25 protein-coding genes are annotated in these 24,002 nt (G+C 30.6%); 6 read left to right on the top strand and 19 right to left on the bottom strand.

Annotated elements, in window-relative coordinates:
* Positions 1-16 precede the first annotated feature (16 nt).
* Both hemH and hemE read right to left on the bottom strand, forming a co-directional pair.
* Entirely contained in the window at positions 17-940 is a 924-nt protein-coding gene (gene hemH / locus JX000_RS04825; RefSeq protein WP_124227918.1) for a ferrochelatase, read from the bottom strand.
* 61 nt (positions 941-1,001) lie between these two features.
* On the bottom strand, positions 1,002-2,039 hold the full coding sequence (gene hemE / locus JX000_RS04820; RefSeq protein WP_002452119.1) for a uroporphyrinogen decarboxylase: 1,038 nt from the start codon (positions 2,037-2,039) through the stop codon (positions 1,002-1,004).
* A 334-nt stretch (positions 2,040-2,373) separates the two neighbouring features.
* Between hemE and traP the strand changes: the two genes are divergently transcribed.
* Complete coding sequence (traP, locus tag JX000_RS04815) at positions 2,374-2,877, top strand: signal transduction protein TRAP (RefSeq protein ID WP_002452118.1); 504 nt, start codon at positions 2,374-2,376, stop codon at positions 2,875-2,877.
* Between the two features lie 56 nt (positions 2,878-2,933).
* Here the strand turns inward: traP and ecsB are convergent, their stop codons facing one another.
* Complete coding sequence (gene ecsB / locus JX000_RS04810) at positions 2,934-4,157, bottom strand: ABC transporter permease EcsB (protein ID WP_124227919.1); 1,224 nt, start codon at positions 4,155-4,157, stop codon at positions 2,934-2,936.
* A complete protein-coding gene (gene ecsA, locus JX000_RS04805) occupies positions 4,150-4,890 on the bottom strand; it encodes an ABC transporter ATP-binding protein EcsA (protein ID WP_002452116.1) in 741 nt (246 codons plus the stop codon). The genes ecsB and ecsA overlap by 8 nt, the downstream gene beginning before the upstream one ends.
* Positions 4,891-5,021: 131 nt before the next feature.
* Between ecsA and JX000_RS04800 the strand changes: the two genes are divergently transcribed.
* From JX000_RS04800 to prsA, 4 genes are all read left to right on the top strand, one after another.
* Positions 5,022-5,447 carry an HIT family protein gene (locus JX000_RS04800; RefSeq protein WP_049424853.1) on the top strand — a complete coding sequence of 142 codons (426 nt, stop codon included), beginning with the start codon at positions 5,022-5,024 and terminating at the stop codon, positions 5,445-5,447.
* Positions 5,448-5,524: 77 nt separating this feature from the next.
* Positions 5,525-5,896, top strand: coding sequence for a YtxH domain-containing protein (locus JX000_RS04795; protein WP_002452114.1), 372 nt, complete (start codon positions 5,525-5,527; stop codon positions 5,894-5,896).
* Positions 5,897-6,089: 193 nt separating this feature from the next.
* A complete protein-coding gene (locus JX000_RS04790; RefSeq protein ID WP_002452113.1) occupies positions 6,090-6,647 on the top strand; it encodes a DUF3267 domain-containing protein in 558 nt (185 codons plus the stop codon).
* 419 nt (positions 6,648-7,066) lie between these two features.
* A complete protein-coding gene (prsA, locus tag JX000_RS04785) occupies positions 7,067-8,059 on the top strand; it encodes a peptidylprolyl isomerase PrsA (protein ID WP_124227921.1) in 993 nt (330 codons plus the stop codon).
* A 151-nt stretch (positions 8,060-8,210) separates the two neighbouring features.
* Here prsA and JX000_RS04780 read toward each other — a convergent pair whose 3' ends face one another.
* From JX000_RS04780 to JX000_RS04740, 9 genes are all read right to left on the bottom strand, one after another.
* Positions 8,211-8,306: a type I toxin-antitoxin system Fst family toxin gene (locus tag JX000_RS04780; protein WP_015364873.1), complete on the bottom strand. Its 96-nt coding sequence runs from the start codon at positions 8,304-8,306 to the stop codon at positions 8,211-8,213.
* A gap of 151 nt (positions 8,307-8,457) precedes the next feature.
* On the bottom strand, positions 8,458-9,399 hold the full coding sequence (gene yhaM / locus JX000_RS04775; RefSeq protein WP_002452110.1) for a 3'-5' exoribonuclease YhaM: 942 nt from the start codon (positions 9,397-9,399) through the stop codon (positions 8,458-8,460).
* Positions 9,399-12,332, bottom strand: coding sequence for an ATP-binding protein (locus JX000_RS04770; RefSeq protein ID WP_206140941.1), 2,934 nt, complete (start codon positions 12,330-12,332; stop codon positions 9,399-9,401). The genes yhaM and JX000_RS04770 overlap by 1 nt, the downstream gene beginning before the upstream one ends.
* Entirely contained in the window at positions 12,322-13,518 is a 1,197-nt protein-coding gene (locus tag JX000_RS04765) for a metallophosphoesterase family protein (protein WP_002452108.1), read from the bottom strand. The genes JX000_RS04770 and JX000_RS04765 overlap by 11 nt, the downstream gene beginning before the upstream one ends.
* Positions 13,519-13,762: 244 nt before the next feature.
* On the bottom strand, positions 13,763-14,107 hold the full coding sequence (locus JX000_RS04760; protein ID WP_002452107.1) for a YlbF/YmcA family competence regulator: 345 nt from the start codon (positions 14,105-14,107) through the stop codon (positions 13,763-13,765).
* A 69-nt stretch (positions 14,108-14,176) separates the two neighbouring features.
* The gene (locus tag JX000_RS04755; RefSeq protein WP_124227923.1) at positions 14,177-15,307 is read right to left on the bottom strand and encodes a DUF445 domain-containing protein; all 1,131 of its coding nucleotides are present in this window, start codon (positions 15,305-15,307) and stop codon (positions 14,177-14,179) included.
* Between the two features lie 274 nt (positions 15,308-15,581).
* Positions 15,582-16,046: an XRE family transcriptional regulator XdrA gene (gene xdrA, locus JX000_RS04750; protein WP_002452105.1), complete on the bottom strand. Its 465-nt coding sequence runs from the start codon at positions 16,044-16,046 to the stop codon at positions 15,582-15,584.
* 250 nt (positions 16,047-16,296) lie between these two features.
* A complete protein-coding gene (locus tag JX000_RS04745; protein ID WP_002452104.1) occupies positions 16,297-16,920 on the bottom strand; it encodes a response regulator in 624 nt (207 codons plus the stop codon).
* Positions 16,921-16,940: 20 nt separating this feature from the next.
* A complete protein-coding gene (locus tag JX000_RS04740) occupies positions 16,941-18,053 on the bottom strand; it encodes a GAF domain-containing sensor histidine kinase (protein WP_002452103.1) in 1,113 nt (370 codons plus the stop codon).
* Between the two features lie 177 nt (positions 18,054-18,230).
* Between JX000_RS04740 and JX000_RS04735 the strand changes: the two genes are divergently transcribed.
* A complete protein-coding gene (locus JX000_RS04735; RefSeq protein WP_049425061.1) occupies positions 18,231-19,061 on the top strand; it encodes an RluA family pseudouridine synthase in 831 nt (276 codons plus the stop codon).
* 59 nt (positions 19,062-19,120) lie between these two features.
* Here the strand turns inward: JX000_RS04735 and fumC are convergent, their stop codons facing one another.
* From fumC to queG, 6 genes are all read right to left on the bottom strand, one after another.
* Entirely contained in the window at positions 19,121-20,506 is a 1,386-nt protein-coding gene (gene fumC / locus JX000_RS04730) for a class II fumarate hydratase (protein WP_107533114.1), read from the bottom strand.
* 154 nt (positions 20,507-20,660) lie between these two features.
* Positions 20,661-21,053, bottom strand: coding sequence for a hypothetical protein (locus JX000_RS04725; RefSeq protein WP_002452100.1), 393 nt, complete (start codon positions 21,051-21,053; stop codon positions 20,661-20,663).
* A 159-nt stretch (positions 21,054-21,212) separates the two neighbouring features.
* The gene (locus JX000_RS04720; protein WP_107533115.1) at positions 21,213-21,386 is read right to left on the bottom strand and encodes an SAS053 family DNA gyrase inhibitor; all 174 of its coding nucleotides are present in this window, start codon (positions 21,384-21,386) and stop codon (positions 21,213-21,215) included.
* A 27-nt stretch (positions 21,387-21,413) separates the two neighbouring features.
* Complete coding sequence (locus JX000_RS04715) at positions 21,414-22,013, bottom strand: 6-phosphogluconolactonase (RefSeq protein WP_002452098.1); 600 nt, start codon at positions 22,011-22,013, stop codon at positions 21,414-21,416.
* A 180-nt stretch (positions 22,014-22,193) separates the two neighbouring features.
* Positions 22,194-22,664 (bottom strand): tRNA (uridine(34)/cytosine(34)/5-carboxymethylaminomethyluridine(34)-2'-O)-methyltransferase TrmL, encoded by a 471-nt coding sequence (gene trmL / locus JX000_RS04710; RefSeq protein WP_002452097.1) that lies wholly within the window; start codon positions 22,662-22,664, stop codon positions 22,194-22,196.
* The gene (queG, locus tag JX000_RS04705; RefSeq protein ID WP_124227924.1) at positions 22,665-23,795 is read right to left on the bottom strand and encodes a tRNA epoxyqueuosine(34) reductase QueG; all 1,131 of its coding nucleotides are present in this window, start codon (positions 23,793-23,795) and stop codon (positions 22,665-22,667) included.
* Positions 23,796-24,002: the final 207 nt, after the last annotated feature.

Here is a 24,002-nt window from a genome sequence, read left to right as displayed (position 1 = left end):
TTCACGCTTCCTTCTATTAAAATACTGATTTAATTTCGTCTACAATTGCTCCGATAAATAATGGATGTGTATTAGGCATTTCTGGACGATAATAATTTGCACCGATGTCGTCACAAACAACTTTACATTCATAGTCATTATCATATAAAACTTCTAAATGTTCGCATACAAATCCAACTGGTGTATAGATAAAGTTTTTATAACCATGGGCTTCATATAAATCTCTAGTTAAATCTTGTACATCAGGCCCTAACCAAGGTGTACCAGTATTACCTTCTGATTGCCAACCTTCAGCAACATGGATAATATTTGATTTAACTTTTAATTGTTCTGCTGTGTCATGTAGCTCTTTAGGATATGGATCATTGTTTCTTTCAATTAATCCTTTAGGTAGACTGTGTGCTGATACAACTAATACAGTATCGTCATGTTCTTCAGATGGAATCTGTTTTAAAGTATCATTAATTTGATTAGTCCAAAACTCTAAGAATTTCGGTTGGTGATAATAATGTTTAACATGATGTAATTGAATACCATATTTTTCAGCTTCTTGATCGGCACGCTCGTCATAAGAGCCCACTGAAAAGCTTGAATAGTGTGGTGCCAAAACAACTGTTACTGCTTCAGTAATCCCATCATTATTCATAGACTCAACCGCTTCTTCTATATATGGAGAAATATGTTTTAAACCTAAATATAACTTAAATTCAACATCATCATATGCACTATTTAAGGCATCTCTTAATGCTTCTGCCTGTCTGTTTGTTGTACCTGCTAATGGTGATAAGCCACCTATAAATTCATAGCGGTTTTTTAAATCTTGTAGTTCTTCATCTGTTGGTTTTTTACCGTGTCTGATATCAGTATAATAAGGTTCAATGTCACTTTCTTTGTAAGGTGTGCCATAAGCCATTACTAATAATCCTATTGTTTTACTCATTTATAAAACCACCCTTTAATCTAATCATATTACTTACGTTATTCAAATTGAATTAATAGAACTACTGTTGAGTATAATCATGTACAAATTGACTTACTTTGCGAAGTGTTTCTGGTTGAACTTCTGGGAAAACACCATGCCCAAGGTTAAAGATGTGTTTACCTCTAGACATACCTTGGTCTAAAATGTCTTTTAATCTCTCTTCAATTACTTCCCATGGCGCTAATAATAATGAAGGGTCTAAATTGCCTTGTAATGTTTTGTTTACGCCCATTTGTTGAGCTTGCTGAATAGATGTTCTCCAATCTAAACCTAGCACATCAATTGGTAAATCATTCCATTCATTAATTAAATGACTTGCTCCAACTCCAAACAATATGACTGGAACGTGATGTTGACGCTTAATACCATTTACTAATTTATCCATACCTGGTTTAATATATTTTCTATAATCTTGAACATTTAAAGCGCCTACCCATGAGTCGAAGATTTGAATCAATTCGGCTCCTGCTTCTATTTGTGCATTAACGTAATCTATAGAAATTGCAACCAAATGATCCATTAAAGCAAACCAAGTAGCTTCATCACGATACATCATTGCTTTAGTTAAATTGTAATTTTTAGATGGTCCGCCTTCTATCATATATGAAGCTAAAGTGAATGGAGCACCAGTAAATCCAATTAACGGTACATTTAATTTTTCTTCAGTTAAAATTTTTATCGTATCTAAAACATATGGTACATCTCGTTTTGGATCAATTTGAGAAAGTTTTTCAACATCTTGTACTGATTTTATTGGATTTTGTATCACTGGTCCGATTCCAGATTTAATCTCAACATCTACACCAATAGGTTTTAACGGTGTCATAATATCTTTATATAAAATCGCAGCATCTGTGTTGTAATTATCAACTGGTAAGTGTGTGACATATGCACATAATTCAGGTTGATGCGTAATATCGAATAATGAATATTTCTCTTTTAATTTACGGTATTCTGGCTGTGACCTCCCTGCCTGACGCATAAACCAGACCGGTGTATGGGATGTCTTTTCACCTTTTATCATTTTTAAAATCGTATCATTCTTGGTATGCACCATATAGTCCCCCTAAATTAAAATCATTCTTATCTATAATATCATATTGTATGTTCGTTCGTATTTTAATGTGCTTAAATGTCATAAAAAAGACATAGTAAAATTATTTGGAAATATGAACTACTTACAAATTGTCATAATTTTTTATTTAGATATTGAAATTCAATATAATAACTCGTCATTTTATATCATGGATATAATATAATTCCATTTAATTTCAGTTTAATTTGTAATAAATCAAAACACTCTTATACATTTATTTTAAAAATCAGACTTTTAAGGTAGAAAATAAAAATTGATAATCGTATAATTAATAAAAACGAGGGAGGTAACTGTCATGAATTTATATACATCTTATGGGACTTATGGATTTTTAAATCAAATTCAACTTAATAATCCAGATCATAATTTATACCAATATTCAGCATCAGATACTTCAGTTATATTAGAAGAAACTGAAGGAAAATCTGTACTAAAACATCCAAGTGCTTATGAAGTGTTATACAGTGTGGGTGAATTTAATGAAGATCATTTTTACTGTGCACTGTTTATTCCTTCATCAGAAGATCATAAAAATCAATTAGAAAAACAATTGCTTCATTTAGGTGCACCTTTTGACACTTTCGGTGGATTCAAAAGTTATCGATTATTACGACCTTTAGAAGGCAATACTTATAAATTGTATTTTGGTTTTGCTAATCGTAGTGCATATGAAGACTTTAAGTCATCTGATTTATTCCAAGATCATTTTTCTAAAGCAGCATTAAATCAATTCTTTGGATATAGTGGCCAACATTCAAGCTACTTTGAACGTTACTTATATCCAGTTGATCATAATTAAAAAATAAGTTGTCCTATAGCGTAGATACTTCTTTCGCTATAGGACAACTTTTTCATTTAATCTCTTAATAATGTTTCTTGGTATTTTAATTTTTTAATGGTACTTCTAATTGTAAAATAACCAACTAAGAAGAATACGATTGAAAAGAAAAATAATGTTGAATTCATGATTGAAAATGTAATTGTTAATATCAAACCAATAATAATCATAAGTCTATATAAAAACTTCTCATAACCCTTGATAACAATTGTATCAGGTACTGGCCAAACCTGTGGCCATAAACCATAGGCTTGTTGAGTATAAAACTGAGACATTTGTAATAAAGTAATATACATAAACAGACTACCTATTAATATGGATACTACTGGATTTGAAAGCCATACCATTAATATCACCGCAATAAGTGTCAATCTTAATATGATGCTAAAGGCATCTCTTCCCCTTACAAAACTTCGTATAAATAAATATAAATACATTTGATTTGCATTAAACTTTTTACCTTTTGGTACCGGCAAGATAAAATCTAAATAACTACGTCTAACCGCAGATTCTCTAAGATGTTTGACATCGGTAAACATATTTACAAACTTATAATAATTAGTATAATGTCTATGTTCTACCCCAATCATTCTATCCCATGGGTATAATTGGTTGTCTGCTTTAGATTTTAAAATAACAATCAATATTAATATGACTAACGTGATAATTAACGCGAAATACGTTTGCATTCCGAGAATCAAATAATAGTTAATACTTAAAATAATAAAAAAGCCTAAATTCATTAACCAAGTTGATACACCTAATTGATAACCAATCCATCTTAGGCATAATACTAAATAGGGTAATATTAGTGCAATTACTACAAAAACAATATAGTACTGCAAATGGTGATGATTTAATTTATAAAATAATGGAAATGGTACAATGAGTAATACCAATTGCATTATTATTCTTGCAAAGTAACTATATTGAATACTTAATGACATATATCGTTTCATATACTTTTCAAACGGTAATAAAAAAATCTGATCTGCTTCTTTTAATAATGTTCTTAATGGAAATAATGAAGCAATCGCGATAATCATACTAGTTATAAGTGCATAATCGATATGCTTAGGTATATGTTTTAACCACTCTCCATACCCCATGATAAAAGCACCGAACAAGATTAAAAGAAAGACAGTAAAATGACCATTAAAAATAAATTTATTGTAGTAATTCTTTTCTTTACGTATCGCCTTTTGACGCTTTCTAAATAATGTCGTTGCCTGATTATTCATTGGCATGTCCACCTTGAGTAACATGTATATAAATATCATCAAGTGTATGATGATTTAGACCAGTTTGCGTTCTTAATTCCTCTAAATTTCCAAAGGCCACAACTTCACCTTTATCTAAAATGATAAAACGATCACAGTAGCGTTCGGCAGTGGCTAAGATATGTGTACTCATTAACACTGTACGCCCTTCATTTTTCTTTTCTACCATTAAATCAAGCATAGACTGTATACCTAATGGGTCTAAACCTAAAAATGGTTCGTCAATAATGTACAATTCAGGATTAACAATAAAAGCACATATGATCATCACTTTTTGCTTCATACCTTTTGAAAAATGGCTTGGGAAGACTTTTAATTCATCTTGTAACCTAAATATTTTTAATAATGGTTCTGCCCTTTTCATTGCTTCTTCTTGAGATAGACCATATGCCATTGCAGTCATTTCAATATGTTCTTGTAACGTTAATTCATCATAAATAACTGGTGATTCTGGAATATATGATAATTTTCGACGATATGTTTCAATATCGTCTGTTATATTAGTATTTGAAATTGATAATGAGCCTGATGTAGGTGTTAAAAGTCCTAACATATGTTTGATCGTAGTACTTTTACCAGCACCATTCAGACCAATTAATCCAACGATTTCGCCTTTTTTTAATTCAAAATTAATATCCTTAATTACAGGTCGTTTACCGTAACCACCTGTTAGATGTTCTACTTTTACTGTCATAAGGCACCTCCACGAGACCTATTGTATCAAAAATAATGAATTACACCTAAAATTAGCTATGAAGAATGACGAATTTTTGTTAGTAATGCTATAATATATTTTAAGATGAAGAGAAGAGGAGTGTAATCAACATGTCTGAAACGATTTTCAGTAAAATTATTACTGGCGAAATTCCTAGCTTTAAAATTTATGAAAATGATTATGTCTATGCCTTTTTAGATATTTCTCAAGTAACGAAAGGTCATACACTGTTAATCCCTAAAAAAGCCTCAGCAAATATCTTTGAAACAGATGAAGAAACAATGAAACATATAGGTGTTGCTCTTCCTAAAGTGGCAAATGCAATTAAAAAAGCATTTAATCCTGATGGCTTAAACATTATTCAAAATAATGGTGAATTCGCCGATCAATCTGTTTTCCATTTACATTTCCATTTAATTCCAAGATATGAAAATGACATTGATGGTTTTGGTTATAAATGGGAAACACATGAAGAAACGTTAAATGATGAAGCCAAAAAAGAAATTGCTGCTCAAATTCAAGCTCAATTTGAATAATCATGCTTAATTTGTCTTAAAATGGGTATAAGATGAATAATACAATTATCCGAGATATAAAAGTGAGGAGATTTATAATGAAAGTAACACGCGTATTGTTTGGTATTGGCGTAGGTGTTGCCGCAGGTTTCGCAGTCTCATTGCGTAATCGTGATGACCAAAGCGTTAAAAATAACACGATTGATGGCGGACAACCAACTGGCGCTCAATCAGAGTTACAACGTGAACTAGAAACAATGAAACAATCATTTAATGACATATTAAATTATAGTTCACAAATTAAAAATGAAGGAACAGAATTTGGTAGTTCAATCGGTGATGAAATCAAAACATTAATCGGTAACTTCAAGTCTGATATTAATCCTAATATTGAAAAGCTACAATCTCACATTGAGAATTTACAAAACCGTGGCGAAGAAATCAGCAATACATTTTCTAAAGAAAAATAAATGAGTCATTATTGGGTTTCCCCTATTCAAAAAGTGCAATCAATAATTGCATTTTTGAATAGGGGTTTCTAATATATTGAATCACTTTTGAATTATGGTGTTTGACTGTTTTTTACTAAAGTACCTATTGACTTCATCTCTAATTCAATAGATAATACCATACATATATTGACTAAGAAATGAGGCATGTTGCATGTTTTTATGTACAAGACAAATTGATATTCATGAAAGATTTGGTATACCTAGAATTGCATTCATGAGCATCGTTGGTACCATTATAATGTTTTTGTTTAGTTATGAAGTCATGTACTTTTTTAGTAACACGCCATTATCAGATAAACATTTTTTGATTGTGCTTGTACTTATATTTTTTATGTATCCATTGCATAAAGGGGTTCATTTATTATTTTTCTTACCCTTTTACAAATCATTTCGAATTCATAAATTAACTCGAAAGAAATGGATTCCATATTTTAATACTTATGTAAATACACCTATTCATAAAGTTTATTTTTGTATCAACTTGATATTACCTTTTATATTAATATCATCTTTATTTATTTTTTTATGTATGTATTTCCCTCAATATGGACATTATTGTATGTTTCTATTAGCACTTAATTTTGGTTTTTCTGTACTTGATTTACTTTATTTAAAAATCCTAGTGTTTTCAAACTATGGTAATTATATTGAAGAACATCAATCAGGCGTTCACATTTTAAAAAAAGAAAAATTCGTTTCTACTTTATAAGTTTAAATCTAAAGAGGTCGGGACAAAAGCGTTTAGGATTTGAGCAGAACCGAACGATGATAAAGAACTACTTCCTTATTCATAGGTTAGTAGTTCTTACAAACTCAATAGTTGAGTTTGTTCATTTGAATTGTTTTCCAAATTTTGTCGAATCGTGAGCGTTTGCCCAACATAGAGAAATTGGAATACCAATTTCTCTATGTTGGGTCCCTTCTGCCGATAATCCTGCTTTTGGGACGCCGTTAATCGGTTTCCCAGAAGCACAAAAGCTTTATGTCTCAACCTCGTTTTTTATCGTCATGGACTTTTGTCTATAAATCACCTAGTACTATAGTCCTATAGAGAGGGTTTTGAATTGGTACCTTCCCTTTTATATGTTATATTTACGTTGATTATATACATAAAGGAGCTAACAACATATGAAAGCATTTAACAAAATCATGATACCAGTGACAGCAAGTGCCCTTTTACTAGGTGCATGTGGCTCAGATTCGACAGATTCAAAAGAGAACACGCTCATATCATCTAAAGCTGGTGATGTTAAAGTTGAGGATGTTATGAAGAAAATTGGCAAAGATCAAATTGCTAGTAAATCATTCAGTATCGCTCTGGATAAAATTCTCGCTGATAAATATAAAGATAAAGTAGATACTAAAGATATTGATAAAGATATTAAAAAAGAAGAAAAGCAATATGGTGGTAAAGAACAATTTGAAAGTGTTTTAAAACAACAAGGTATGTCAATGGATGAATACAAAGATCAAAAACGTTTATCTGCTTATCAGAAAGAATTATTAAATGATAAGATTAAAGTTTCGGACAAAGAAATCAAAGATAATACTAAAAAAGCTTCTCATATCTTAATCAAAGTCAAATCTAAAGATAGTGATAAAGAAGGCTTATCAGATAAGAAAGCTAAACAAAAAGCTGAAGAAATTCAAAAAGAAGTTTCCAAAGATCCAAGTAAATTTGGAGAAATCGCCAAAAAAGAATCAATGGATAAATCTAGTGCTAAAAAAGATGGTTCCCTTGGTTATGTAACAAAAGATCAAATGATGGAAAGCTTCGACAAAGCACTATTTAAACTTAAAGAAGGTGAAGTTTCTAAAGTTGTCAAAACTGATTATGGTTACCATATCATTAAAGCTGACAAAGAAACTGACTTTAATTCAGAAAAATCAAATCTAAAATCTAAAATTTTAGAACAAAAAATTCAAAAAGATCCTAAATTACTTACCGATGCTTATAAAGAAATTCTAGATGAATATAAAGTAGATTATAAAGATAGAGATATTAAAAAAGCTGTTGATGATACAATTTTAGATCCAGACAAGATTAAACAACAAGAACAACAGTCATCACAAGGTGGCGCTAGCATGCAACAAGGTGCTCCAGGAATGACAGGCTCATAATTCAAAATTAGCATTGACGACTGTAACATTTTGCAATCCTATTTACACATGTTATAATATATATAACAAAGATTTCAGTATGGAAACACCAATCCCCTCACTATTTGCGGTAGTGAGGGGATTTTTTAGTGTAGCTACATATGTCGCCTATTTACTTATCGTTACGATGGCGTAGCCAATGCGCAAATAATGTAACGATACAACCACTAATAACAGTAGTTGCGATATGAACAAAGATTTCAGTCATGGAAGTAACACCCCCTCTCATCGTCAAAATGACGCCTGAGAGATAGGCGACGATATTATTATATCATCTCTACTCACTTTTGAAATATATAGATAATAAATTAAATTAAAAGGTGATGAATTCATATTCGAGTTCATCACCTTTTTTCATATTAATCTAATTGTATTGGATTGTAGAATTGTCTATTTTCAAGACCAAAGATTCGCTCAGTAAATTGGCCTTTTTCAGTTTTCTTAAATGCTTTTTCAAACATATTCATTTTAGCATCTATATTATCTATGAAAAATAGAATCTCGGCTTCTTTTAAATGCGGCATTTTAGGTGAACCAAACTCTAATTTACCGTGATGAGCTAAGATCATATGTCTTAATAACATCACCTCTTCACCTTCGATTCCAAGCTCTTTTGCTGCTTCAGCCACTTCATCACTTGCAATTGAAATATGCCCTAATAAATTACCTTCAACAGTATACGTTGTAGCCACAGGTCCACTAAGCTCTTTTACTTTTCCTAAATCATGTAAAATGATGGCACTATATAATAGGCTTCTATTTAATAGTGGGTATATATCACAAATAGATTTAGCAACTTTTAACATCGTTAAAACATGATAACTTAAACCACTCGCAAAATTATGATGATGTGAACTTGCAGCTGGAAATGTAAAGAAACTTTCTTGATACTTTTTAATTAAATGTCTTGTAATGCGTTGTAAATTAGCATTCTCAATATCTAACATATAATGGGAAAGTGCTTCTTGAATTTCAGTTGGAGACATAGGTGCTCCATCTACGAAATCTTGTGTATTCATGTTATCTTCAGGTGTCGCTAATCGAATTTGATTCACTTTCATTTGTTTACGACCACGATAGTTAATGACATCACCTTTTACATGTACGATTTCTTCTGGCTTCAATGTCTGCATATCTTCTTTCGTTGCAGTCCATAATTTAGCCTCAATATCTCCACTTTTGTCTTGTAAATAAAGCGTCATATAGTCTTTACCTTGAGCTGTCACACCTTGTGTTGCTCTGTGGATTAAAAAGAAGTGATTAACTGAATCACCGGGATTTAATTTTTCTACATTTCTCATTATTTCCCGCCTTTCTCTAATTTATTTAATGTAATCATTTCTTTAGTTGGAACAATATTATCATTAGTACACGTAAAGTATAGTACTTGATGATCCGTTGATAATGTTCTTAAGTAATTTAACATTCTTTCTTTACGATCTTTATCAAAGTGTACAAACGCATCATCCACAATAATTGGGAATGGATAATATGGTTTTAATACTTTAATCAAACTCAATCTAAGTGCAACATATAACAACTCTTTCGTAGATTGACTTAACTCTACAGGTTGGTACATTTGACCATTTTCATGTTTAACTTGAATAGCTTCTTCTGAATAATAAATATTAGTATAAGCACCGTTAGTAAGATTTGTGAAAATAAGAATAGCTTCATTAATCACCTGTGGTAAACGTTTATCTTTAATTTGTTTTATATGTTCATCTACTAAACTTTGTAAGTAACTTAAACTTGCCCAATCTTTAGCTATGCTATTCATTCTATTCTTCAAGCTATGATATTCATGACGTAATTGTGTTAATGTCGTATCTGTTTCCATATGCGCAATTTGAGCATTAAGATCACTCACTTCAGCTTGCATATCCAAATATTGTTCATTATATTGGTCAACTTGGTGTGCAAGTAATTGATTTTCCTCGTTTAACTGTGCTGTTGTTTTATCACTTAATTGTGAACTAGCATCATATGAGTAATTTTGATTTTCAAGATATTTTGTTAAATCATTGAAACGCGTCAATTGATTTATATATGTTTGATATTTTTCATGATGTTGATAATATTCTTCTTCCGTAGCAACACCGATATGATTAAATAATTCGTTAATCGTTTGATTATTATCCTCTAAGTGTGTTCGTAGCTGTGATAACTCATCATTTAATAATTTACTTTGTTCAGTATTTTTATGCCACTTTTCATTACTTTCTTCAGCATTTTTAAGCCATTGTTTCACATCGTGGAAGAATGACATTTTATTAAAGTAAGTAAATTGTGATTGTGTCACTGCTTCAGCATGATTATAAAATGCCTCTAAATCATTTACTATTTGATGACGTTTAGAATTTAATTCATCAATATACTGGTCATTTAATTTGATTTGGCCCATTGTACCTATACTTTCAACAATAAGGCTATCTGATATTTTTGGTGAAAGATGTAACTCTTGTTTCGCAACTTCAATATTATGATTAATATCATTTAAACGTTGTTCTGCCTTAGATAATGTATTGTTCATATAATTTGATTTTTCATCTAGAACGTCTTTATTTTTTAAAGCATGTTGCCAATGATCACGTGTACGTTGTTGCTCATCTAAATCAAAGTCTAAATCATATTGATTTTCTAAAACTTCTAATTGTTTTTCTAAATCGTCAATTTCTTGTGTGATTGTTTCGCTATAATCTACTTCCTTAGATTTCACTAGGAATATACCGATTACAAACACAACAGTTAATACAGCAAATATAATACCAAAAATCATGTTTTGCGTTAAAAATGCGAAAACGGTTAACGCTGCGCCAACTATTGCTAGTAAAATAAATACCATACGCAACATTTTTTGGCGTTTGTTTTTTCGCTCTTGTTCAATTTCAAATGTTTCTTTTAATTTTTCATAGAGATTTTCTTTCTCATTTAATTCAACAATTTGTTGTTTGTGCTCTTTTTTCTTTTCAAAAGTTTCTTCTGGAACAAGTTGATTTTCTAAGTGATCTAATTCATTGCTATTTGCGTTTTGTTCAATTTTATTATCTTCAATACTACGTTCTAATTGTTGAATATACGCGACTTGCTCTTGCTTGTTTTTAATTTGATCACTAATATGGCTCTTCATTGCCTCTGAACTATCAACATCATGATGCGTTTCATTCCAACCAATATTAGATTGCATACTTTCTTTATCACGTTGTTTATCAGAAATTTCTTTTTCTAAAGATCTTAATTCATATTCTTTTTGTTTAATTTCATTTTCTTGCTGATATAAACTATTAAAGGCATCAATATCAGACTGTTTAGCAGGTTCTAAAGATTCATTATCTTGTTTGATATGAGCCAATTGTTGTTCTCTTAAACTAATGTCTCTGAGCAAGGATTGTCTTTGCGCATTTGCAGCTTCATAACGATCAATCCCCTTTTCAGGAAAATGTAATGGTTCAACATTTAGTGCATGTTCTAATTGTTTCCATTCTTGTGTTTGATCATGTAATGCTACTTCTTTTTGCTTTTCTTCATACATTTTAGAGAGTTGATTCAAGTTCTGTTTGATATTGTCAAGACGGCGTGAAGATTTGTCTTTTTCATCAACTAATCTATGATACGTATCAAGTTTCGCTTCTTCTTCACGTATTTGTGCTTCTAATTGTTTTAACTGATCCACTTGTTGATTAATAATTGGATTTTTACCTGACTTTTTATACAATTCGTCCTTTTTCTGACTAATCGTATCTCTCATGCTTGTAAATTCAGTGGACCCTAAAGCACCCGCTTCAAGTAAATAGTCTTGTAGTTGTTTTTCATTTAAATTACGATGAATATCTTGTAAGCCTAGGACGTCAAAAGAAAATATACCTTGGTATGTCTTTTTAGATATATAATTCAATTTCTTTTGTAACCATTCTTCATCTCGAACGCTACCATCTTCTAGATATACTTTAACGTCACCTTGAGCGCTACCTTTGATACGTTCTACTTCAATGACATTTCCATCGTCTAATTGAAGCGTTAATTTACCACCATATTGATTACCTAATCTTGGTTCTAAACGTGGTTCTTTAGACTTCTTAGTTGGAAAGCCAAACAATATAGAATGGATGAAAGCTTGAATCGTTGATTTACCAGCTTCATTTTCACCAAAAATTTCTGTAAATGATTGGTTAAACTCAATATTTCGCTGAACAAATTGGCCATAGCCATATATCTCAAGTGATTTAATTATCATTTTGTTCACCTCTCATGTCTGCCTTTAATAAATCTTCAGCATGATTGACTAGCTCTGTTTTATCAAAAGTTGTATAGTCATCTAAATATTTAGAAGCACGTGGATTTAAATATAAATCCGACATTGCTTTATCGAAGACTGTTCTATCATTTAATAAATCATTTGAAAACTCATTTACTAATGGAGACTCGTCATTCGATTTATATTTTAAATTTAAATCCTCTATAAATACAAAATCTTTTTCATTTTCTTCATAGTCCGTAATCATTTCTTCGACTTGTAATATATCTTGAGGTGACATCATTGATTCACTATTGATAATGACATTTAAGCGGTAAAATGCTTTTCCTTCTTCTCGTACTTTATCTTTAAATGCTTGGATTGCTTCATACAAGCCCTGTTTAGTCGTTTCTGAAGTTTCAATAGTTGCTTCTTCAAATTTAATAGATTGTGTCGGATAGAATTGTGTAGTGAGCTTTAAATTATCCCCTTGGATAAGTAAACAGCCTTTTTCACCTTTTTCGTTAAAATGTCGACCTTGAATATTACCAGCATAATTAATAACTGGTAAGTCACTTAATTGTTGTCTTTCATGTATGTGACCTAACGCCCAATAATGGTACAATTTACTATTTAAATCTTCTAGTCTAAATTCAGTATATCTATCTTTAACAGATGACTTACTATAAGTACCATGTAGCACCCCGATATGTATACCTTGTTGTCCCTGACTAGATGGAAAGCTATCAATCTTATTCTCATAACTTGCATCATTTTGATAACTAAATCCATGTATAAAAATTGTCTCTCCATCTTTAGTAATCGCTTGATAAGTTTCTACTTGGTTTGAAAATACAGATACATTTTTAGGCCAATTTGATGATATCTTTGTTGACAATGGATCATGATTACCATGACAAATGTAAACGAAAATTTGTTCTTTTTCTAATCGTTCGAATTGCTCTTTTAAAAACACCTCAGCTCGTAATGTTCGATTTTCTTTATCGAATAAATCACCAGCAATGATGATAAAATCTACTTCTTTTTGTAATGCTAAATCAACAATATGTTGAAAACTTTCATACGCACTTTTTTGAACATCCTCAAATATATTGGGGCTCAAATGACTTTTAGATTTAAAAGGACTGTCTAAATGTAAATCCGCACAATGTATAAATTTAACCATAAGCTCTATTCTCCTTATTAAAGACACTTTATGACTGAAGTTAATTAAAATGTATTTAAAATAATAAAGATACATTTCGTATTCTAATTACCAAATAAAAATCCAGTCACAATATTCCTTTATATCTAATCATTTTACCATATGTGAAACATAACAGTCGATGTTGAACATAGTTATTCATTCATAATATAAAAAAAGCTACAGCACTTAATAAGTACTGTAGCTACGAATAAATAACTAACTATTAGTCAGCGTAAATTTCATCTAATGGTTTAACGATGATTTGGTTGATTTCTTGGAATACTTGACTCATTTTTTGTTCAGCTTGCATTAATGAAGAGATGTTTTCATCTTTTTCAATTGCTTGAGCTTGTTCTTGAGCTTTTTGTAAGTCTTCCTCAGGAATTTCTTCACCTTGCATTTGTTTTTGTTGGAAATTCATTTGAGTTTCACGGAATTCATCAAATAATTTTTTTGATTCTTCGTTATCTTTTACTTTAGCATAAGCATCTTTAATAGCTTTGTATTCATCACTATCTCTTAATGCTTGCTCTAATTGGTTTGCATAATCATATAAATTTACTGCCATTGTTCATTGCACTCCTTTGAGTTAATTTGTGTTTCAACACTCTTAATAAATGTAACACATATCATTAAGTTAGACAAAGATTGCGACTATACCTTGGAAAATTCCTATAATACCACCAAGTATAAAACCTAATGACATAATTAATTTTAATTCTTTATTAGCAATATCGATAATAATTTTTTCTATATAGTCTAAATCAAATGTGTTGATTTGATCTTCAACAAGTTGTCTTAAATTAATTTTATGCATAATAGTTGTTAAATTGCTTGATACTTGATTAATAATGATATCTGTCAGTTTGCTAGACAACTCGTTTTCTAAATAATGAATAAACTGAGGTGCCAATTCATTAATAGGTTTTCTTATTTTATCTTGTAAATTAAATTGCGTCATCATTAATGATGTTGCAGTTGTAGCAATATTTTCAAACTGTTCATTTGATACTAATTCACCTAGTTGCTTTTGTTTGAATGTTTCAAATTCATTATTGATCACTTGATCAATAATTGATTTGGCTTTCGGATGATTTGTTAAGCGAATTAATTCTTGTTGTATTCGATCAGCAATACTCTCTCGTGTCATAAACATTTGTAATAGACCTACAATTTTACCTTTTTCATTAAAGAACGTTTCTAACATATCGTTGATGTCGTGCGTACCTTTTGGTGAAGATAAATAAACACGTGCACGTTCACAAATTAAATCACCAACTTCATTCAGTCTTTCTTCAATCAACTCAATTAATTCCTGAGGTAATACATCTTTAACTGTAGATTGTTGATGAGACCTGTAATATTTCATTAGCATTGATTCTACATCTTCGTGTAGTTGATGTTCTATAAAATAATCGATATTAAAATCAACTTTTTCTGCAATATAGTGAATAGTCATATCATCTGCTTTCAGTTGTTGTATCTGTTTTAAAATAATATCGTTTATCGTACTTTTAGCTTTTCCATCATTTAATTTTTGTCTCATGAGATCTTCTGTAAGCAAATGTTCTTCAATAACTTGACCAATTTTATTTGCAATTTCATCTCTTCTTTTCGGAATTAAACCTGGTGTGAATGGAACTCTTATTTTAAAAATGTAATATGGATTGAACGGGTGAAATAACATTTTGATAGCTATGACGTTAGTTAACCCACCAATAACGGCACCAACCACCATCATAAATAAGATGATTAACAAAGCATGCATGACATAGACTCCCTTCAAAATATAAAAAATCATGATTTATTATAGCATTTAATTTCCTTAGGTTTCGTTAATTTATACTTATAAAACTTTTTTCATTTACCAACTAACTTAAAATAAGTCGTTATAAATACCCACAGTACAAATAAAAGCCTAAGTCATCATTTGTTGACGGCCTAGGCTAATATGTATAGTCAATAACTAAAACATCTTCTATGTTAATAAAAATAAGTGATTAAATCATTTTAAGATTCTACTATCACTTATTTGAGAAAAATTAAATATGAACTAGTTCTTCTTTAGCATTTCTATTGAAATAAGTTTCTGCTTCTCTCATTTTAGAAGTGCCGAAAATAGGTTGTTTTTCAGGATTTAATACACGGTAAATATTGCTAACTTTATTACTTTGTAAAATATAACCGCTTCTAGTTTCAATTGTATTCCAATAAATATCACTAGTTGTTGAGTGATTTGGATAAGCACAATGATTTCTAGATATTGTTTGGACGATTTCTAATGGATCACAACCAAACGTGCTATTCAAAACATCTGAATCTCTAAATAACGCACAAATTGAAACACATGTTGTCCAATTTGGTAATACACGTTCTTTTTCAATTTGAACTAATGTTTTTTTAGAAAGTCCAATTGTTTGAGCCATTGTATCTTGTGTATATCCTGCTTCTATACGAACCATTTTAAATTTTGTTTGAATTAAATCTGTAAAACTCTGTCTATCCATTCTATTATCTACCTTTCTTGAAGAGAATTTATATCCGGACACAAGAAATTGCAATTATACACATTTCTTGAAACACAAATTACATCTTAATATATTTTTAATGAAAATAAAAGAGTCAATTTCGTTTTAAGCTCATTTTTATTAAAGGCAAAATTATCAAAATACTTAAATTTTTAACATAATTTGTAAAAACTTAGTTATTTAACCATCATTAATTGAGCATAATTTTTACTGCTATTAACTTATTTAATTAAATCAGTTTATTTTCCATAGCATAAATTGCAGCTTGTGTACGATCGCTCACTTGCAATTTACTAAAGATATGACTGACATGTGTTTTAATTGTTTTTTCTGATACAAATAATGTATTAGCAATTTCTTTGTTTGTTTTGCCTTTTACCATTTCTTTAAGTACTTCTGTTTCTCTTTTAGATAATTTATTTGTAAAATGCGGTTTAGAACTCATAGAGTCTATAACATGTTTTGCATCTGGATGAATGATTCGCTTCCCATTAAGTACATTATGAATCGTTTCAATAAGTTTCTGTGGTTCGACGTCTTTCATTTCATAGCCATCAGCACCTTTTTCTATGGCAGAAATGACATGTTCATCATCAACATAACTTGTTAACACTAAAATTTTAATGTTAGGATAATGCTTTTTCAAATACTCAGTTATTTCAATACCATTCATATCTGGCATAACTAAATCTAATAACACAATATCCGGCTGTTCATTGTTTTCTAGGTATTCTAAAAATAGTTTACCTTCAGCAAACCCTTGTACAACCTCTATATCTTCTACAGTAGATAATAAAAATTCTAAGCCTTGTCTTACAATATGATGATCATCGACTAATATGATTTTATTCATCGTTATACTCCTTTAAATAATTAGTTCAATGGTATTTCTATTTCAATACGAGTACCTTTTAATGGCTTTGAATCGATACGTAGACGTCCTTTTAAAATATCTGTACGTTGTTGTAAATGCTTTAAACCATTCGATGTATCTGACATTTGCTTTGTATTGTCAAATCCTTTTCCCTCGTCTTGAACAATCACATAAAGTTTTTCATTTGTCTGTTTTAAAGTTAAAGTAACTTCTTTTGTTTTCGCATGCTTTCTTACATTGTTTAGACATTCTTGAACCATACGATAAACATTTTCTTCAATGACATTGGTAACATCGATCAATCCATCCACATGAACAGTTAAATTCAACTGTAACAATTCACTATAATGATTCAGTGCATGTAACATTCCTTGCTCTAATCCAACAGGTTTTAATTGCCAAATGAGTGCACGCATTTCATTAACCGCATTTTGACTTGTTTCCTCAATTGTTTTAAAGGCTTTTTTTGACATTTCTTCGTTTGAAATACCATAGGCAGCATGTGCAGTTAATTTTAATGAAAATAACATTTGATTAACCGAATCATGTAAATCTCTAGCTAACCGATTCCTTTCATTAATTCGAGCATTTTCTTTTTCTTTATCAGTTAACATTATACGCTTGATAGCTGAACCAATTTGAAAGGCCACTGATTCTAATAGTGCTAAATCTTCCTGACTATAATGGCTTTTATTTGGTGTAGCAACATTTAATAAACCAAATTGTTCTTCACCAGATCTCAGTGGCACTGTTGCATGGTGCGTAATATCGTCTGTTTCTTCATAATGCGCACGATTGGCTAAATTAATTCTTGAGCAATTAATGATATTAGACGCTTTCGTCAGTTTTTCATTTTGATAGGCACGTACACACCAACATGATCCATCAGTCATATAGTGACATTGATTTTTAGATAGTGCTCCTGGCAAGTTCACACTGGAAACTAATTCATGATGGCCAAAATCATCGATAAAGAAAATCCAACCCGTCGTAAAGTCACTTCCTTCTATCAAAGATTGAATTGCACCTTGCATCATACTATATATTTCTGTTTCTTCATTCAAAAATTCTGCAATTTCTTTAAGGAGAGCGATGCGTGTTGGTTTTTCCATAATTACCTCCAAAAATAATTTGAATATCTATTCTATTATACCGTTTCATGTAATATAAAAAAACATATCAACGTCATTATGGCGCATGACGGTGATACAAAGGGTATTATTTAACTTGATTTTATATTGCAATAATACATTTTATGATATGATTAAGAGTAACTATAGGAGGATTTTATGAAATTTACAATACCTGAAAATTATGATCAATATACATTGAGAGAGATTTTCCAAGATTTAAAGTTACCTAAAAAAGACTTACATTTATTAAATATGTCTAAAGATATTACTATTAATAAAGAAACAAGTCGTTTATCTGATAAGGTCAATTCCGGTGATGAAGTATTTATACCTACACCAGAAGAAAAAAGTAATTACTTACCAAGTTATCGTTACGCACAAGTTTACTATGAAAACGATGATTTTGCGATTGTGCTAAAACCTAAAGGTGTCAAAACACATCCAAATGATTTAAAAGAAAGTAATACTTTAATGAATCATCTTATTTATACTATTGATAGTGATTATGTAGAACCTATACATCGATTAGACCAAGAAACAGTTGGTTTATTAATTGTGGCAAAAAATCCATTAATGAAAAAGATATTAGATAGAATGCTAGAAGAAAATGATATCACCCGCATCTATAAAGCACATGTTAAAGCCTTATTACCTATCAAACCCCAAACAATTGATAAACCCATTGGTAAAGATAAGTTTCATCCAAATAAGAAACGTATATCTAATACAGGTCAACGTGCGATTACACATATTCTTTCTTCAAATATGGTTAAGGAAAATGTGTGTGAGTTAGAAATTAAATTAGATACAGGACGTACACACCAAATTCGTGTACATCTAGCAGACATCGGACACCCTGTCATTGGAGATCCATTATACGGTGATTCAACATTAAGACAATTAGAATTACACAGTTATAAAATCGAATTAGAACATCCTTTAACTAAAGAATGGATTTCAGTTAGTTTAGATGATGAGATTTCATAAAAAAAGCTAGGAAGATTATATTTATTTAATCTTCCTAGCTTTTAATTATTATATTAGCACTAGTGCGGGTCTACCATATCTTCTGGTTTAATCCATTCTTCAAATTGTTCTTCAGTAACATAACCTGATTGAATAGCTGATTCTTTAAGTGTTAAGCCCTCTTTATGTGCTTTTTTAGCTATTTGTGCAGCTTTCTCATATCCAATATGTGGATTTAAAGCAGTCACTAACATTAATGATTGATTTAAGTAATTATCAATATTTTCCTCAATAGGTTCAATACCTACGGCACAGTTATTATTAAATGTTTCCATACCATCTGCTAATAAGTAAATTGATTGTAATGTATTGTGTAAAATGACCGGTTTAAATACATTTAATTCAAAGTTACCTTGTGAACTTGCGATACCTACTGCAGTGTCATTACCCATCACTTGTACTGCTACCATTGTTAACATTTCACATTGTGTTGGATTAACTTTACCTGGCATAATTGAAGAACCTGGTTCATTTTCAGGAATTGAAATTTCAGCTAAACCTGCTCTTGGACCTGAAGCTAACCATCTTACATCATTAGCAATTTTCATTAAATCGCCAGCTAGTGCTTTTAATGTACCATGCAATTGAACAACTTCATCATGTGCCGTTAATGCATGGAATTTGTTTTCTGATGATACAAATGCATAACCTGTGTTTTCAGAGATAAATTTCGCAACTTTGTCTCCAAACTCTGGATGTGCATTGATTCCTGTACCTACGGCAGTACCACCAATTGCTAAGTTTAGTATATGCTTTTTAGATTCATTTAATAATGTTTCACATCTATCTAACATATAACGCCAACCACTAATTTCTTGTCCTAATTTAATTGGTGTCGCATCTTGTAAATGTGTACGACCAATTTTAATAATAGATTCAAATTCATCTTCTTTTTGTTTGAAAGTTTGGCGTAAATGTTTTAACGCTGGTTCTAATTTAGTTTCAACTTCGTGATATAGTGCAACGTGCATCGCTGTTGGAAATGTGTCGTTAGAGCTTTGAGATTTATTTACATCATCATTCGGATGGATTGATTCATCACTTTGATGTTCTTTTAAATATTCATTAGCTACATAACTAACTACTTCATTCACATTCATATTACTTTGTGTACCGCTTCCTGTTTGCCAAACTACTAATGGGAAATGTTCGTCTAATTCACCATTTAGAATTTTATCACAAGCATAGACGATAGCATCTTTTTTAGCATCACTTAATTTCCCTAACTCGTTGTTAGCTAATGCAGCACCTCTTTTAAGTTGAGCAAATCCGTATACAACTTCAATAGGCATTTTCTCTTTACCTACTGGGAAGTTTCGTTTACTTCTTTCTGTTTGAGCACCCCAATATTTATCTGCAGGTACTTCAATTTCTCCAAATGTATCATGTTCAATACGTACTGACATTTTTTTCTCCCCTTATTATCATTGTTAATCCTAGTATATCACTATTTAATTTGTCATATCAATTTAGAAGTAAAACGTTTACATATATTTTTCAAATACAAAAACTCTAGTTTCTAATAGCAATTCACTACAAAAACTAGAGTTAAAATGTAAATTATTGAAATTTTTGTTTTGTTGCTTGAACCGTTGCAATTGCAGTTAAAATATATAGAATCGCACTAATTATAATTGTAAATGGACTTACTTTAATTAAAATACTTAAAATACCTGTTAAGCTATTATAGAAATCATCTAATGTATACATTAAAATACCAGTAATAGCCAAACAACAAATGACACTGATGATAATGCCAGATTGATTACTTTTAATAAATGTTTGCGCACTGACCTCATCAATTAAACCATTCGAAAGATTTAACTGTAATTGTACTATTTTAAATAAAACCGGTAAGTATAATGCGCCTAGTGCTAATGGAAATGCCTTGATTGAAATTAAACTTACAATAACAGTTGCGATCATTAAATATTTCCAATACTTCCCTAGCATATGTAATCTCCTTTTAAACATGATTCTTCAATATCATACCATAATGCAGGATTTGATGGATGACGTCAATTTGAATTAATTATATAAAAGTTCTTTGATCAATACATAAAAATACTCTTGCAATAGAACTTTCACTATTACAAGAGTTAATATTTATTCTTAATCTAAATCAGAACGCACTTCTGAATCATGAGATTGATTTAATTTATCTTCATCATTTTCTTCAGAAATTTGTTCCATTTCTTTACCTAAATCTTTTAAATCATCTAAATCAGTTACCATTGCATTTTCTTCTTCGTGGTAATTCGTTCTAGAATCTTTATTTTGAGTCATATAGATAACCTCTTTCTCACTTATTCGTTATGCAAAGCGAGCTGTGAAGTATTCTTTTACGTCTTCAGGTAATCCAGCTGCTGCTTCTTTATCTAAAATAACGTTAACCATACGGTGCGCTTTTAAGTCTGCTGGTTCAAAATTAGATTTTCCATTTTCATTATATAATTTTTCAACTACTTCACGTTTATTACTACCAGTAACAACTAAGAAGATTTCACGTGCTTCTAATAAACCTTGTCTAACACTTACGTCTAAATTACCGCTTTCATCAATTGAAACCACTTGTAATACTAATTTACCTTTATTTTCTTTGGTTTTAATTTTATCTGAAATAAAGTCATTAGCATCTTGATTGTATGATAATGAATAAATTTGACTTTGTGGTACACCTAACGCTTCATAATATGATTGATTTTCATCATAATCTAAAATGTTAATTTGACTGAAGTCAACTGCATGTAAATCAACATTCTTTTTTAATTCATCTAATACAGGTGCATGATCTTTTGTTAAATGAACACCTGCGATAGTCATTGGGTTGTTATTAAATTGTTTTCTCAAAATATCCGCTGTATATTCAGCTACTCTTTGCTTATCTTCAAATACTTTAAAGTTCATTGCCATTTTAAAATACACTCCTCTTGGTTTGCTTTACATAGAATAGTATGGTTAATATTAATTCATTTATACCCTAATTATTTATCGTTCAAACTAACCTATGATTATAGAATACTATTTTCTTATCATTAAATATAACATGTAGTCAACTTATTGTTCATTTACTTTGAATTTCAATCATCTTTATTAAGATAAGCCCGGAAATGATTGTTGTCTTAAAGCTTCGTAAATCAATAATGCTGCTGTATTCGAGAGATTTAATGAACGAATTTTATCACTCATCGGGATTCTTAATGCAGTGTCTTGATACTTGTCTTTGACCCAATCCGGTAATCCAGTTGTTTCCCTACCAAAAATAAAATAATGATTATTTTGTGTATCAGAAAAATCAAAATCACTATATGTTTGCTTACCAAATTTTGTTAACAAATAATATTCACCATCTGTTGATTCAAAAAATGATTCTATATTTTCGTGATATGTAATATTAACATGCTCCCAGTAATCTAATCCTGCTCTTTTTAACATCTTATCATCTGTACTAAAGCCAAGCGGTTTAATCAAATGTAAGTGTGTATTGGTACCAGCACAAGTTCTAGCTATATTACCAGTATTTGCAGGGATTTCAGGTTGAAATAATACAATGTGGTTTGTCATTTATTTTTCTCTCCTCATTTCCAAGCCTTTTAACATTTCAACTTGGACTTCTTTAATTTCATTTTCATAATGTGTATGAATAAATTCACGCGCATTTTCCCCTTCAATTTGACCAATTGCCCAATATGCAGTGCCTCTTATCATAGGTCTAGGGTCATGTAATGCAACTTCTTTTAACTCAGGTATAGCACTTGTTTCATTAAAATGAGCTAACGCTAATATCGCATTTCGTTGTATAGGTTTTTTACCTCTCCATGCACCCGCTAAATGACCATAAGTATTTTTAAATTCTTTATTACTCATTTGCAATAATGGAACTAATCTAGGTTTCAAAATTTCAGGTTCTAATATAATATCGTCACGTTCTGTATTGATGCCTTTATTTTTAGGACAAACTTGTTGGCATGTGTCACAACCATATAATCGATTGCCAATTTTATATCTGTACTCATCATCTAAATAACCTTTAGTTTGAGTTAAAAAGCTAATACATTTTTGACTATTTAATTGGCCATTGCCTACTAAAGCACCTGTAGGACATCTATCAACACAAATTGTACAATCTCCACAACTATCTAAAATAGGATCATCTGGTTCAAACGGTATACTTACGAGCATTTCACCTAGATATGTCCATGTACCTAAATCAGGATTAATAATAAAACCATTTCGTCCTGCAAATCCTAGTCCTGCACGTTCCGCTACAGCTCTATCTGATAATACTCCAGTGTCCACCATCGATTTAATTTCAACATCAGGTACAATTGATTGGATATATGTTGCCAATTGATCCAATCGTTTTCTCATTATTGTATGATAATCTTGGCCCCATGAAGCACGTGCAAACATACCGCGTCTATCACCACGTACACTTTTAGGTGCCCCTTTAAGTTTATTGGGATATCCAACTGCTATAGCAATAATAGATCTCGCTGTCGGTAAGCTTAATTTAGGTTCAGTTCTTAATGCAATATCAGATTCTTCAAATCCTGAAGCATATCCTTTTGAGTGATAATCTTCTAACTTTTGTTTCAATTCATCAAATGGATCGGCAGTCGTAAAACCAATACTGTCAATACCAATTGTATGTGCGTAATCAATGATATCTTTTTTTAACTGCTTTACATCCAAGATTTTGCCCCCACATTATAAAAATATACTCTTGTTATTTTAACATATGAATAAATAGTGATGTATGATTATTGATTAAAAGTATATAAGACATAGACTTTAATCCATCATTTATTTTTATTCGATTTAATCGTTTTATTTTTATAACGTTTGTCTTGTCGTATCGTTAGCAGTTGAGTGTAGACATAACAAAAATGAATGCCTGAG

The organism is Staphylococcus sp. SB1-57, from assembly GCF_017086425.1.
GTDB lineage: Bacteria > Bacillota > Bacilli > Staphylococcales > Staphylococcaceae > Staphylococcus > Staphylococcus warneri_A.
The sequence above is the reverse complement of the archived record's forward strand: the minus strand, read 5'-3'. Positions and strand labels throughout refer to the sequence as shown.

What these genes read in the sequence shown, in the direction of transcription:
- hemH (WP_124227918.1), bottom strand. Translation starts at nt 940, where the DNA reads ATGAGTAAAACAATAGGATTATTAGTAATGGCTTATGGCACACCTTAC.
- hemE (WP_002452119.1), bottom strand. Translation starts at nt 2,039, where the DNA reads ATGGTGCATACCAAGAATGATACGATTTTAAAAATGATAAAAGGTGAA.
- traP (WP_002452118.1), top strand. Translation starts at nt 2,374, where the DNA reads ATGAATTTATATACATCTTATGGGACTTATGGATTTTTAAATCAAATT.
- ecsB (WP_124227919.1), bottom strand. Translation starts at nt 4,157, where the DNA reads ATGAATAATCAGGCAACGACATTATTTAGAAAGCGTCAAAAGGCGATA.
- ecsA (WP_002452116.1), bottom strand. Translation starts at nt 4,890, where the DNA reads ATGACAGTAAAAGTAGAACATCTAACAGGTGGTTACGGTAAACGACCT.
- JX000_RS04800 (WP_049424853.1), top strand. Translation starts at nt 5,022, where the DNA reads ATGTCTGAAACGATTTTCAGTAAAATTATTACTGGCGAAATTCCTAGC.
- JX000_RS04795 (WP_002452114.1), top strand. Translation starts at nt 5,525, where the DNA reads ATGAAAGTAACACGCGTATTGTTTGGTATTGGCGTAGGTGTTGCCGCA.
- JX000_RS04790 (WP_002452113.1), top strand. Translation starts at nt 6,090, where the DNA reads ATGTTTTTATGTACAAGACAAATTGATATTCATGAAAGATTTGGTATA.
- prsA (WP_124227921.1), top strand. Translation starts at nt 7,067, where the DNA reads ATGAAAGCATTTAACAAAATCATGATACCAGTGACAGCAAGTGCCCTT.
- JX000_RS04780 (WP_015364873.1), bottom strand. Translation starts at nt 8,306, where the DNA reads ATGACTGAAATCTTTGTTCATATCGCAACTACTGTTATTAGTGGTTGT.
- yhaM (WP_002452110.1), bottom strand. Translation starts at nt 9,399, where the DNA reads ATGAGAAATGTAGAAAAATTAAATCCCGGTGATTCAGTTAATCACTTC.
- JX000_RS04770 (WP_206140941.1), bottom strand. Translation starts at nt 12,332, where the DNA reads ATGATAATTAAATCACTTGAGATATATGGCTATGGCCAATTTGTTCAG.
- JX000_RS04765 (WP_002452108.1), bottom strand. Translation starts at nt 13,518, where the DNA reads ATGGTTAAATTTATACATTGTGCGGATTTACATTTAGACAGTCCTTTT.
- JX000_RS04760 (WP_002452107.1), bottom strand. Translation starts at nt 14,107, where the DNA reads ATGGCAGTAAATTTATATGATTATGCAAACCAATTAGAGCAAGCATTA.
- JX000_RS04755 (WP_124227923.1), bottom strand. Translation starts at nt 15,307, where the DNA reads ATGCATGCTTTGTTAATCATCTTATTTATGATGGTGGTTGGTGCCGTT.
- xdrA (WP_002452105.1), bottom strand. Translation starts at nt 16,046, where the DNA reads ATGGATAGACAGAGTTTTACAGATTTAATTCAAACAAAATTTAAAATG.
- JX000_RS04745 (WP_002452104.1), bottom strand. Translation starts at nt 16,920, where the DNA reads ATGAATAAAATCATATTAGTCGATGATCATCATATTGTAAGACAAGGC.
- JX000_RS04740 (WP_002452103.1), bottom strand. Translation starts at nt 18,053, where the DNA reads ATGGAAAAACCAACACGCATCGCTCTCCTTAAAGAAATTGCAGAATTT.
- JX000_RS04735 (WP_049425061.1), top strand. Translation starts at nt 18,231, where the DNA reads ATGAAATTTACAATACCTGAAAATTATGATCAATATACATTGAGAGAG.
- fumC (WP_107533114.1), bottom strand. Translation starts at nt 20,506, where the DNA reads ATGTCAGTACGTATTGAACATGATACATTTGGAGAAATTGAAGTACCT.
- JX000_RS04725 (WP_002452100.1), bottom strand. Translation starts at nt 21,053, where the DNA reads ATGCTAGGGAAGTATTGGAAATATTTAATGATCGCAACTGTTATTGTA.
- JX000_RS04720 (WP_107533115.1), bottom strand. Translation starts at nt 21,386, where the DNA reads ATGACTCAAAATAAAGATTCTAGAACGAATTACCACGAAGAAGAAAAT.
- JX000_RS04715 (WP_002452098.1), bottom strand. Translation starts at nt 22,013, where the DNA reads ATGGCAATGAACTTTAAAGTATTTGAAGATAAGCAAAGAGTAGCTGAA.
- trmL (WP_002452097.1), bottom strand. Translation starts at nt 22,664, where the DNA reads ATGACAAACCACATTGTATTATTTCAACCTGAAATCCCTGCAAATACT.